Here is an 11,810-nt window from a genome sequence, read left to right as displayed (position 1 = left end):
AATAGGAGTTTTTAAGATAGCGTTAGCTATCTTAAAAAACTACTAAATTATTACAATAGTTTTAAAGATTATTTGTAATAACAAAAAAGGTGCTACTCTTAGCACCTTTTTTACTTCTTTAACTTTTTAAAAAACATAATCAAAAAACATTTTAAACTTTTAAGAATTTAAAGCAAGAATTTTACTTAAAACTTTATAAATTAAACATATTTAGTATAAGATAACGATTACAAAGGAGCTAAGATGAAAGAATTTAATTTTGATAACGCTGTGAAAAATCCATATATAGATAAAAATTTAAAAACACAAGAATACCAAGAAGAAAGACGATTAGTCAGTCAAACTATGGCAAAAATGGAAAAAGAGTTAGACAAACCAGAGATTTTATCAGTATTTAAAAGATTAAAAGACAAATGAGATATATCAAATTAGAAGAAGCCATAATTATTCACGAAAAAATCATTGAAAAAACAGGCGGATTGAGTGGTTTTAATAATACTCAATTAGGCTACCTAGAAAGTGCATTAGAGCATATAAAAAACGATAATTATTATCCAACTTTAGCCGATAAAATTACTCATTTAATGTTTTCGTGTATAAAATTTCATCCTTTTACTGATGGTAATAAAAGAACTTCAATATTTTTAGCTATGCATTTTTTGGATTTAGATGATAAATATAATGAGAAATTTGCTATAGTTATGGAAGATATAGTCGTGCAAGTAGCCGATGGAAGCATTTTAAAAGATGAGCTAAGAGAAATATTGATAAATTTTATAAATAAATATAATCAATAATAAAATTAGACTAAAAGATTTAGATTAAAGCATTTTTCTTAACGCTTAATAATTTAATATGCTAACGATTACAAAAGTAACAAATATGAATGTAACAATTACAACAAATAATAATCCGTATTTTTAAAGGCTTTAAAAGAATTAGTAAAGGCATTTAATGAGCCGATAAAGATTAAAAAAACAAAAAGTAAGATTTCTTGAATACCCAGCCAATCATTACTATAATAGCGATGAGTTTTACAAGGCGTTAAAAGAAGTTGAAAGTGGCAATGTAATTAAGTGTAAAAATTACGATGAGTATAAAAAAGCTATAGATAGTAAGAATATATAAAATCCATCTATCAAAGCAATACAAAAAACAATACAATAAGCTAAGCAAAGCTGATAAAATCTAACAAAAGTCTAAGAACTTGATTTATAAAAACTACGCATTGTAATGGATTTAAAAGATTGTAGAGATTATCATATCAAAATTGATTTTAGTGCTAGTGTATAAAAGATAAAAATATATTAATTCCAACTTGCATTAGCATTGTAAATAATAGCAAAATAAATAATTTAACATAAATTAGATTTTAGCGATATATTTTTATTGTAATTATTTTAAGGTGCTATTCTTAGCACCTTTTTTATAAAAACTAAGCAAAATCAAAAAACTAGCATAAAAAATATTTATGATTGTTTTAAATCCACCCTTATAACCAGCGTTTTTTCTTAAAAAATATAATAGGTATTATTGTAGAGATTATCATTAGGCTCAAGGTTATAAAATACCCATATTGGAATTTTAATTCAGGCATATTCTCAAAGTTCATTCCATAAATTGTCCCTATTAAAGTAGGTGGCATCATAGCAACGGTAACAACGGTAAAAAGCTTTATGATTTTGTTTTGTTCTATGTCAATTTTGCTAGTTAAAATCGTCTGTATATTATCCAAAATCCCAAGTTGCGAAAGGCTAAAATCTATTAAAGAATTTAAATCTTTTAAAATTATGTCTAAATTCTCTTTAATATGAACGCCTATTTTATCGCTTTTAATAAGTGATGATAAGGTCTTTTTCTTCTCAAACAACGAATATCTAATCTGCATATTTAAATCTTGAAGATTTGAAATCTTAGCAAGGTAAAAATCATAATCAAGAGCATTTTTTTGCTCTAAAATCTCGGTTTTTAGCAATCTTGAAACTTTATCAATCCACTCTAGCACATCTCCATCTTTATCCACTCTCATATCAAAAATCTCGCTTAATATCTCATAGCCACTTTTATAATGAGTTGGATTTGCTAGAATTATGTTTTCTACAGAAGCAAAGGTCGGAATTTCTCTAGCACGGATTGTAAATAATACTTTTTTATTTAGTAAAAATGTAATCGTATCTTTTGTAGTGGTTGTTTGATTTAGAGCGTCTTTATTTAAAAACACATTATTAATAGTGATAGTATCTTGCTCTTCCCAATATCTCGCACTTTCTTCTATATTGTATTTTTCATCATCGTTTGGAATTTTAATATTAAAATTATTTTCTATATAAGCAATCTCATCTAGGTTGAAATTAAACAAATCTACCCATAAAGTATTTTCAGGTATTTCTTCATTGATATTAATAGTGCGTTTTAATACATTTAAATTGTCTTTATAATAAACAAAAAGCATAAAAATCCTTTATAAATTTTAATTATTATAATGAAAATTTTGAAATTTTAAATAGGATTTAAGGCTAAGCTTAAATCCTAAGAATTATTGTTTTAATTGTAAAAGTGTGTTAAGCATTTGATCACTTGTAGTAATTGTCTTAGAGTTTGCTTGATAACCCCTTTGAATTACGATTAAGTTTGTTAAAGATGTGCTTAAATCAACGTTAGACATTTCAAGGCTACTTGCTTGGATTTTACCACGACCACCTGTTGTAGCAGCTCCGATTACTGGCTCACCTGAGTTTGATGTTTGAGTGAAAACATTGCCGCCTTCAGCTTCTAAACCTTCGTTGTTTGTAAATGTCGCCATCGCAATTTGTGCTAGACCAAAGCTTCTACCATTTGTAAAGCTTCCGATGATTGTTCCGCTTTCATCAATTCTAATTCCGTTTAAGTCCCCACCACTAAAGCCATCTTGAGAAATACCACTTGTATTGCTCTCTCTATCATAACTTGTAATTCCATCAAAATCATTTGGATTACCGAAATAAAAATCTATGTTTTGATTAGGAGTTGAGCCGTTGTTTGCTGTAAAGCTTACTGAACTTGGGCTAAATCCTTGTAATGAACCATCACTATTAAATCTAATTGTTCCTGTTAGGACATTTTTTGGACCTTCGCCACTAATGTTGATTTCACAAGGCTCTGGAACTTGAATTACTATTCCCCACTCTGTGCCACCATCATCTGTGTAGCCGATTTTTGTAAAGTCATATTTGATTGAGTGTTTTGTCCCAAGTGAGTCAAATATATCAATACTTGAACTATGTGCGCTCATATAAAGCCCTTGAGTTTGACGAATTCCATCTCCACTTGTAAGTGCTCCTTGCATACCTTGCATTGTTTTCATAAATTTATCGTTTTCATTAACATTATTTGCCGGATTTGTTAGATTGCTAATGCTTAAGAACATATTGAAGTCGTCTTCGTTTGCATTTGCGTTTGCAGGAGTTGTTAAAGCTGGATTTAATTGTATAAATTGTGCTTGTTGTTCCGGTGTAATTTGATCCCAACCATTTAAACCAGGTAAACCCTGTGGATAGTTTACACCTACTCCATTATTGTTGAATAAAACTCTAGCTCTATTATAAATTGCTTCTGTGCTCATATCAGTAATATCGCCATCATCAGCATTAAATGCGTCTCCTTTAGGATTTTTGATAACGAATTGTCCTTTAGCATCTACTATGATTTCAACTCCATCATTTTTAGTCCCATTTGTACTCCATTGATCATCAGCTATTTGTCTTCCATCGTAATTTACATAAAGCCTTGCATCTTTTTGCATAGCTTCTCTTAAATCTTCTGTTGTATTAAAGCTTCTTTCGGTATTTGCATTTAATGCGTGTGCTGTATTAGTTGGGTTTGGATCATAAGTATATTGATAAGCAGTAATTACTTCTATACTAGCACCATTACCGTTACCATGATGCTCTATAGCAGTTCTTAAAATACCAGTATTATCTACATTTGCTCCATTTCCAGCTCTTAAAACTATGTTTTTCATAGCTGCTGTTGTGCCTTGCTTATTATCATTTACAAGTATTAGTTGATTTCCATTTACTATATCAGCTCTTACACCTGTTTTACCACTTACTCCATTAATAGCAGTTGCTATATCAGCTACAGTTGAAACACTAGCAGCTATTTGAGTTCCGTTAATTTCTATATTTAAATTAGCAGCTACATTAAATGTTCCGTTATTATCGATAGTAGGTGCATTATTTCCAGCATTTCCCAATGTTAATTGACCAGTTCTAGCTTCTGCATAACTAACCCAAATTCCTTGACCTTTTCTAAGTCCAAGACTTTCTCCACTAGCATTGAATAATACCCCCATATCAACGCCACGCTCATTTAAGCGTAATTCACCATTTTTGTTTGTAATAAAGCTATTTTGTGAAACATCGTTTTCTTTATGCACACCCGCATCAACTTTAATACCATCGCCGTTTATATTAGTCCATTCGTGGTTGCTATCTAGCTGATAGATTGGAGTTTTTTTATCGCCTATACTATTACCTGAATTTAGGTTTGCTTTTAAACTAACTAATGTTGTAGGATTTGCAGGGGTTGTAAGACCTGGTTTTATTACTATATTTCTAATTGGAGAAGTAGTATCAACTTCGCCTGTAACTTCATCTCTTAACCAGCCTTGTGCTATATAACCATTATTATCAACGAAGTTACCATAAGCATCACGAACGAAGTCCCCGTTTCTTGTATATTTATAAGTTTTACCACCATCAGGGCTTACTACGAAAAATCCATCGCCTTGGATAGCTAAGTCTGTGTTTTTCTTAGTTGTTTGGATACTTCCTTGAGCAAAAATCTTAGTAATTGAGTTAATTTGAGTTCCAAGTCCAACTTGCATAGGGTTTTTACCACCTAGCTCTCCTTGTGGAGCTGTTGCAACTTTGCTTGTTTGGTTCATCAAGTCGTTAAAATTTGCACGAGAGTGCTTAAAGCCTGTTGTATTAACGTTTGCTATGTTATTACCTTCTACGTCCATTGCTATTTGGTGTGCCTGAAGACCTGATACTCCAGACCAAAGTGATCTCATCATTTTTATATCCTTGTAATTAAATTCTCTAAGCAAGTTTTAGCAAAAGGTGTTCCAATTTTATTTTTTTATATTAAAATGTTTATTTAATACCGAAAATAAGGGGATTTTGTGGATAGTATAAAAAATAATTTTAGATTAGATTTAATAAAGTGCTTATCAAATACAAGATTACAAAGTTATAAAGACTTAGACGAGCATTTTAAAAATCTTAAATTAATTTCAAAATTATCCCCAAAAATAGGCATTTTAGAAATAACTTTAAGAAATTATTTAAATGATATTTTGGCAAAAAAGTTTAATAATGATGATTGGCTTTTAGATTACGAAAATGAAAGTATAAAAGAACAAATAAATAAATTATATAAAAGCAAAAAAAGAACGCCTACAAAAGATGAATTATTAAGCAATCTTACGCTAGGAACGATAATTAAGATTATTGAAGATGAAAAAATTGAGAAGTATATATTTTCAGATTTAGACTTAAAAAGATTTGATAAGAATAATAAAAAATATTATTTTCTTAATAACAAAAAGACAAAAATATCACTAATTGATAAAAATAGAGCTTTGCTAAAATTATTTTTAATTCTTAGAAATCGCGCGAGTCATTTTGAAAATTTATTAAAACTTAGAAACAATAAAATTTCTAACATAAGCTACAAATTAAATCAAAATTATTATATCAGTATAGACCCAGTTAATTTAGAAAGATTTTTAGATGATTTGATAAATGATTTTAATGAAGATTTGATAAGCAGAGTAAAACTCTGCTTTTAAGGGTGTCCGTCCACCCACGAAATACATTTCATAATATCAAAAAAAAATTAATCATAAAAGCTTTATCAATGTTTGTTAAAATCAGCTTTTATTAAAAGGAGAAAAATGAAATTTTTAAATATTCAAAAACTAAGCACTGAAAAGCTAGAAAATATGGGTTTTACTTGGCATACAAATGAAGATAAAAAATCATATGTAGATGATAAATTAATAATAATTAGCGAAGATGAAGCAAATAATTATTATAACGCTTGCAATGAGCTATATGATATGTTTATAAACGCAGGTTCTTATGTAATTGATAATAATCTTTTAGATAAACTTGGCATTCCTTTTAATTTACACGAAGTTGTGAAATTATCTTGGGAAAATGAAGTTCATTGGCATTTATATGGGCGTTTTGATTTAGCTGGTGGACTTGATAATTTACCTATTAAATTGCTTGAGTTTAATGCAAATACTCCAACGGCACTTTTTGAAACGGCGATTTTACAATTTGAGCAATTAAGACTAAATAATTTAGATGAAAGCAATCAATTCAATCACACTTACGAAGCAATCGTTGATAATTTTAAACGCTTATCAACTTTAGATGAAGATGTAAGTAATTTTGATGAAGTATATGAAGGCTGGAAAATACTTTTTACAAGTGTAAAAAATACTGAAGAAGAGCTAACTACAAGATTACTTATGCAAATGGCAAAAGACGCTGGATATGAATGCGAGTTTGCTTATGTTGAAGATATTGAATTTAGCGAAGATGGAGTGTTTTTAGCTGATGAGAATTATGAGTTTTGCTTTATGCTAATTCCTTGGGAAATAATAGCTATTGAAGAAAGCGAATTAGCACATTTACTAACAAAAATAATCAAAAACCAAAAAGCAATTATCCTAAATCCTGCTTATACATTATTATTTCAAAGCAAGGCTATTTTAGAGATTTTATGGCAGCTTTATCCAAATCATAAATATTTATTAAAAACTAGCTTTTTACCACTTGAAAATGCTAAACAAGTTAAAAAGCCGTTTTTTGGTCGTGAAGGTGCAAATGTTACGATTTTGGACAAAAATGGCGAAATAATTACAAAAAATAATGGAGATTATGAAAATAACGGATTTATTTATCAAGAATTTGCAGAACTTAACGAATATAATGGCGAGTTCTATCAAGCTGGGGTATTTTTTGCCTACGAAGCGTGCGGACTTGGATTTAGAAAAGGTGGAACTATTATAGATAATTACGCACAATTCGTAGGACACATTATTAAATAAAGGAAAAATATGCAAGAAATTCTAAGTCTTACTTCATTTGTAGTTGATTTTGATATTAAAAAGAATTTAAAACAAGAATTACAAAATTATAAAAATATTTTAGTTATTGCTGGAGTTACGGCATTTGCGAAATTTAAAGATAAATTAGAATACTCAATTAGTGGCAATTATCATCTAACACATACTAAAGAATGCTCGTTTAATGATATTAATAAAATTATAAATGAATGCAAAGGCTTAGAATTTGATTTAGTCTTAGCAATTGGTGGTGGTAAGGTTTTAGATACTTCAAAATACATAGCAAATGCTTTTAATCTAAAAATAATTACTATACCAACAATCGCTGCAACTTGTGCTGCTGTATCTGCTCTATCTGTTATTTATGAAGATGAAAAGTTTAAAGAATTAGCGCTTTTTAAAGAACCGCCTTTTAAATGTTTTATAGATTTAGAAACTATTAAAAACGCTCCTAAAAGGTATTTAATAGCAGGTATTGGCGATACGATGGCGAAATTTTACGAATTTGATTTGCAATTAAAATATGCAAAAGCTAATAATATAGGCGTAAATTACTCAAATTCTTTTGGCAAAATTTGTAGTAATTTGTGCGTAGATTTAAACTATGAATATGCAAAATCTTTAAATGATGATTTGAGTTTTAAAAATGTCGTAATGTCAATAATAGTAAATACTGGCTATGTTTCACGCTCAATTAATATTGAATATAATGGAGCTTTTGCTCACGCAACTTGCTATGCGATAAGTTATATTAAAGAAATAGAAAAAAACTTCTTGCACGGAGAATTAGTAGCATTTGGTATTTTAGTCCAATTACTAATTGAGAAAAAATATGATGAATATGAAAAATTGCTTAAGTTTTACAAAGAAATCAATTTACCTACTAAAATAAGTGATTTTATAAAAGAAGATGAGTTTTTAAAACATATTGACAAAATAGCTAGTTTAGTCCTTGCATCTAGCGATGTTATTAATCTAATTAATCGTGGTTTTATAACAAATCTTGATGAGATAAAAAATGCTTTAATTTATAAAAAGGAGAAAGAATGAAAATTGTATTTTTAGACGCAAACACCTTAGGTGGAGAAAACATTGACGCATTTAAAGAATTTGGCGAAGTTGTATTATATGAAAAATCATCGCCTAATGAAGTAGTAAAAAGATTAGAAAAATGCGAAGTAGCAGTGATTAATAAAATCAAAATGAGCCGTGAAGTTATGCAAGCTTGCCCTGATTTAAAACTAATTTTAATTAGTGCAACGGGTATGAATACGGTTGATTTGGTTGCGGCAAAAGAATTTAATATCGTAGTTAAAAATGTAGCAGGTTATAGCACAAAAAGTGTGGCTCAACATACTTATGCTCTACTTTTATCATTAATGAACGAAACTCTTTATTATAATGACTACACAAAAAAAGGCAATTGGGCTAAGAGCGAATTATTTTGCGATTATTCAAGAAGAATTTACACAATAGAAGGCAAAACTTGGGGAATTATAGGACTTGGAGCTATTGGAAAAGAAGTTGCAAAAATAGCACAAATGTTTGGTGCTAATGTGATTTATACAAGTCTTAGTGGCAATAATAACAATGCTGATTTTAAAAAAGTTAGCTTAGAAGAATTGCTAAAAAATAGCGATATTATAAGCATTCACGCTCCACTTAACGACAAATCATATAAATTAATCAGCGAAAAAGAACTAACAATGATGAAAGATAATGCGTATTTGCTAAATCTTGGGCGTGGCGGGATAATTGATGAAGTAGCACTCGCAAAAGCAATTGATAGTAAAAATATCCGTGTTGGGCTTGATGTTGTAGAAGTTGAGCCAATGAGTGCCGATAATCCTTTATTAAACATAAGCAAAAAGCAAAATCTAATAATCACCCCGCACATAGCTTGGACTGCTTGTGAGTGTGTTACAAGGCTAGTGGCAATGATGGTGAATAATTTAAGAGATTTTTTAAATGGTAAATAAGATTTACTTAGGGCTAATTTTAGCCCTATTTTTTAGCTCTTGTGCTAAGCAAATTCCAACTACAACTATAAATCTAACTATTAAAAGCGATATTATTAAGTTTAAAGGACAAGGTTTTTTAAAGGATAATAAAGGTGATTTAAGTCTTGATTTATATACACTTGGAAAATACATAAATACTTTTAAAATCAATGAAAAAATATGTTTTAACAACGAATGCTATACCAAAAAAAGCTTTAATGAAAAATTTTTTGGCAAATGGTATTATGATGATTTGTTAAAAGATATAATTTTATGTAAAAATATATTTTCTAAGAAAAATTACTCAAAAACTCCAAATGGTTTTACTCAAATAATTGATGATTTAACTTATGTTGTTGATGATTTAAAATGTGAGTTTTCTTCAAAAAATATTATCATTAAAATTAATAAATAATAAATTTTATTATTCTATAATAATTTTTTCCTAATAATCTAATAAAATTTACAAAAAAATATTATATTTAGATGGAATTTATAATAAGGAGAAATTATGAAAAAAGTATTATTTTCATCGGTTTGTGCAGTGGCACTACTAGGGACAAATGTATATGCAGTAGAAAATAGTTTAAGTAATAGTTTAGAAACTTTTTTAAGTCAAAAAACAGAGTTAGAAAGCAAGATTAAAGAGCAAAATACTCTAATAACTCAAAAACAAGAAAGCGTAAATAATGCTGATACAAATTATAAAGAAAAAGATAAAGCATTTAAAGAAACTGCAAAGGCTATAGATACAGCAACATTAACAGCAGTAGATAAAGAGGGTTTGAAAAATCAAGCTGAAAGAGAACATGCTAATTTAGTAAATCAAGGCAATTCTTTAAATACTCAAAAAGATAATTTAAATTCTGAAATTAGTCAATTAGAAAGCAGTATTACAAAATATGCAGAAGATATAAAACTTTTTGAAATTCAATTAACAGCAGTAAATAGTGATATTGAAAAAAAACAAGTTGCTTTTAATAATGCGTATAAAGAGTTAGATATTGCAAATTCTAATAAACAAGACCTTGTTAATAAAGACATAGCTTTAGGCAAGGAACATTCTGAATTATCTAAACAATATGAAATAGCAAATAAAGAAGATAAAGAAACTATCAAAATTAAATTAGAAGAGAAAACAAAAGAATTAGCGGCTGCAAAAAAAGCTATAACAGATTTAGATGAAAAAAATAAAAGTTTAATTGCAGAAAAAATGAGAACTGAAACAGAACTTAATCAAGCTAAACAAAATGCTACTAATATAAAAAACAATCAAAAAAATATTGTCAATAAACATAATCAAACTAAATTAGATTTAGAGACAAAACAACAAGCTTTAGCAACTACAACAGCAAATATTGAAAAAAATACTCAAGAAATTACAAACGCAAAATCTAAAGTAGATGCAGCAGTAAATGCATTTCAAGAAGCTCAAACTAAAGTTGAAGAAGCTAAACAGACCAATGCTAACGCTAAAACAGATTTAGATAAAGCAAGTGAAGACCTTGAAAAAGCTAAAACAGAGCTAACTACAGCTAATAATGATTTAGAAAACTTAAAAAAAGAATTAGAAAATATTGAAGCAAATATTACAAACAATACAGAAGAAGGTAAAAAAGTTAAAGAAGAGTTAATGTCAAGTGGTATTTATACGGCTAATACTCAAGCTCACGCTAACGCATTAATAACTTTAGCAGCTTCACACAATGGAGATTTAAGCAATGCAGCTCCTGAAGTAAAAGCACAAGCACAAACCTTAGCAAATCAAATAGCTACAACAATTTTAGATGAGAAAAAAGACGATATAACAGCAGAAGCTCTAAGCACTTTAAATGTTCAAATCAATAATATGAATAAGCGTTTAGGTGAAGTGCGTGGTTTAAATGCGGATATTGGGACTTGGTTTAGAATTTATGGTGGTCGTTTTAGCAATGGTAACAATAATTTTAATTACTATTCAACCCAAATTGGTGCAGATAAAAAAACTAGCTTAAATAATGCTGATATTCTTGCTGGTGTGCTATTTGGCTATGATAAAATCAATGCAGGTGTAAGAGCAAAAGACACTAGTGTAGGAGCGTATTTAAGCTATATTCACAATGATGGATATTTTGCTGATTTGGTATTAAAATATATAAGAAGTAGTTATGATAGTAAATTTGTTGATGTTAAATCTCAAAATTCATTCTTAGCTAGTGCAGAGGGTGGATATAGATTTAATGTAAATAATAATTTTTATCTTGAACCAAGCCTTGAGATAATCACTGGATATATCGGCAAATATGAATCAAGCTTAAAAATCTTTAATAAGTTTAAAATAAATGTAGATGCTCACTCTCCATTAATATTTAAACCACAAATATTTGCAGGTTATAGCGTAAATGATTTTACATTTAGAGCTGGTGTTGGGGCAGTAATTGATACTCAAACTAAAGAAGCAGACCTTTTAATTGGCGATATTATAAAAGGAGTAAATGCTAAGGTAAAAAGCAAATTAGGAGCTAGCGATAGAGGATTTGTAAGCGTTGGCACAGCATATACATTTAGCGATAATTTAAGATTGAATTTAAGTGTTGAAAGAAGCTTTGGCACAAAACTTACAAATGATTATGAAATAAACTCAACCATTAGATATACATTTTAAAATAAAGGGCTTTAAGCCCTTTTTTATCAAACCCCCACTA

The 11,810-nt window shown here is 28.9% G+C and carries 10 protein-coding genes; 8 read left to right on the top strand and 2 right to left on the bottom strand.

From position 1 onward, the window contains the following. Nucleotides 1-243 precede the first annotated feature (243 nt). Both AVBRAN9334_RS09770 and AVBRAN9334_RS09765 read left to right on the top strand, forming a co-directional pair. Nucleotides 244-417, top strand: a complete 174-nt coding sequence (locus tag AVBRAN9334_RS09770; protein ID WP_214120408.1) for a hypothetical protein — start codon at nucleotides 244-246, stop codon at nucleotides 415-417. Then, nucleotides 414-797 (top strand): type II toxin-antitoxin system death-on-curing family toxin, encoded by a 384-nt coding sequence (locus AVBRAN9334_RS09765; RefSeq protein ID WP_214120398.1) that lies wholly within the window; start codon nucleotides 414-416, stop codon nucleotides 795-797. Before AVBRAN9334_RS09770 ends, AVBRAN9334_RS09765 begins: the two co-directional genes overlap by 4 nt. 695 nt (nucleotides 798-1,492) lie before the next feature. Here the strand turns inward: AVBRAN9334_RS09765 and corA are convergent. Next, nucleotides 1,493-2,452, bottom strand: a complete 960-nt coding sequence (corA, locus tag AVBRAN9334_RS09760) for a magnesium/cobalt transporter CorA (RefSeq protein ID WP_214118896.1) — start codon at nucleotides 2,450-2,452, stop codon at nucleotides 1,493-1,495. 84 nt (nucleotides 2,453-2,536) lie between these two features. Beyond that, nucleotides 2,537-5,059 (bottom strand): flagellar hook protein FlgE, encoded by a 2,523-nt coding sequence (gene flgE, locus AVBRAN9334_RS09755; RefSeq protein ID WP_336607700.1) that lies wholly within the window; start codon nucleotides 5,057-5,059, stop codon nucleotides 2,537-2,539. A gap of 108 nt (nucleotides 5,060-5,167) precedes the next feature. On the opposite strand from flgE, the gene AVBRAN9334_RS09750 reads away from it, so the two are divergent. The 6 genes from AVBRAN9334_RS09750 (at nucleotide 5,168) to AVBRAN9334_RS09725 (ending at nucleotide 11,770) form a co-directional block, all read left to right on the top strand. Beyond that, nucleotides 5,168-5,836, top strand: a complete 669-nt coding sequence (locus AVBRAN9334_RS09750) for a hypothetical protein (RefSeq protein WP_336607699.1) — start codon at nucleotides 5,168-5,170, stop codon at nucleotides 5,834-5,836. A gap of 105 nt (nucleotides 5,837-5,941) precedes the next feature. Continuing rightward, complete coding sequence (locus tag AVBRAN9334_RS09745) at nucleotides 5,942-7,108, top strand: glutathionylspermidine synthase family protein (protein ID WP_239803121.1); 1,167 nt, start codon at nucleotides 5,942-5,944, stop codon at nucleotides 7,106-7,108. Nucleotides 7,109-7,117: 9 nt separating this feature from the next. Next, nucleotides 7,118-8,176: an iron-containing alcohol dehydrogenase gene (locus AVBRAN9334_RS09740; protein WP_239803120.1), complete on the top strand. Its 1,059-nt coding sequence runs from the start codon at nucleotides 7,118-7,120 to the stop codon at nucleotides 8,174-8,176. Next, the gene (locus tag AVBRAN9334_RS09735) at nucleotides 8,173-9,105 is read left to right on the top strand and encodes a D-2-hydroxyacid dehydrogenase (protein WP_214118912.1); all 933 of its coding nucleotides are present in this window, start codon (nucleotides 8,173-8,175) and stop codon (nucleotides 9,103-9,105) included. Before AVBRAN9334_RS09740 ends, AVBRAN9334_RS09735 begins: the two co-directional genes overlap by 4 nt. After that, entirely contained in the window at nucleotides 9,095-9,541 is a 447-nt protein-coding gene (locus AVBRAN9334_RS09730) for a hypothetical protein (protein ID WP_239803119.1), read from the top strand. The genes AVBRAN9334_RS09735 and AVBRAN9334_RS09730 overlap by 11 nt, the downstream gene beginning before the upstream one ends. A gap of 96 nt (nucleotides 9,542-9,637) precedes the next feature. Continuing rightward, nucleotides 9,638-11,770: an autotransporter outer membrane beta-barrel domain-containing protein gene (locus tag AVBRAN9334_RS09725; protein ID WP_336607698.1), complete on the top strand. Its 2,133-nt coding sequence runs from the start codon at nucleotides 9,638-9,640 to the stop codon at nucleotides 11,768-11,770. Nucleotides 11,771-11,810 lie beyond the last annotated feature (40 nt).

Origin of the sequence: Campylobacter sp. RM9334 (genome assembly GCF_020138145.1) — a bacterium.
Taxonomy (GTDB): Bacteria; Campylobacterota; Campylobacteria; order Campylobacterales; family Campylobacteraceae; genus Campylobacter_E.
This window is presented reverse-complemented; position numbering and strand designations above follow the sequence as displayed.

Excerpts from the sequence above, each read along its gene's own strand:
- AVBRAN9334_RS09765 (WP_214120398.1), top strand. The coding sequence starts at position 414 with ATGAGATATATCAAATTAGAAGAAGCCATAATTATTCACGAAAAAATC.
- AVBRAN9334_RS09725 (WP_336607698.1), top strand. The coding sequence starts at position 9,638 with ATGAAAAAAGTATTATTTTCATCGGTTTGTGCAGTGGCACTACTAGGG.
- AVBRAN9334_RS09745 (WP_239803121.1), top strand. The coding sequence starts at position 5,942 with ATGAAATTTTTAAATATTCAAAAACTAAGCACTGAAAAGCTAGAAAAT.
- AVBRAN9334_RS09740 (WP_239803120.1), top strand. The coding sequence starts at position 7,118 with ATGCAAGAAATTCTAAGTCTTACTTCATTTGTAGTTGATTTTGATATT.
- AVBRAN9334_RS09735 (WP_214118912.1), top strand. The coding sequence starts at position 8,173 with ATGAAAATTGTATTTTTAGACGCAAACACCTTAGGTGGAGAAAACATT.
- flgE (WP_336607700.1), bottom strand. The coding sequence starts at position 5,059 with ATGATGAGATCACTTTGGTCTGGAGTATCAGGTCTTCAGGCACACCAA.
- AVBRAN9334_RS09730 (WP_239803119.1), top strand. The coding sequence starts at position 9,095 with ATGGTAAATAAGATTTACTTAGGGCTAATTTTAGCCCTATTTTTTAGC.
- corA (WP_214118896.1), bottom strand. The coding sequence starts at position 2,452 with ATGCTTTTTGTTTATTATAAAGACAATTTAAATGTATTAAAACGCACT.
- AVBRAN9334_RS09770 (WP_214120408.1), top strand. The coding sequence starts at position 244 with ATGAAAGAATTTAATTTTGATAACGCTGTGAAAAATCCATATATAGAT.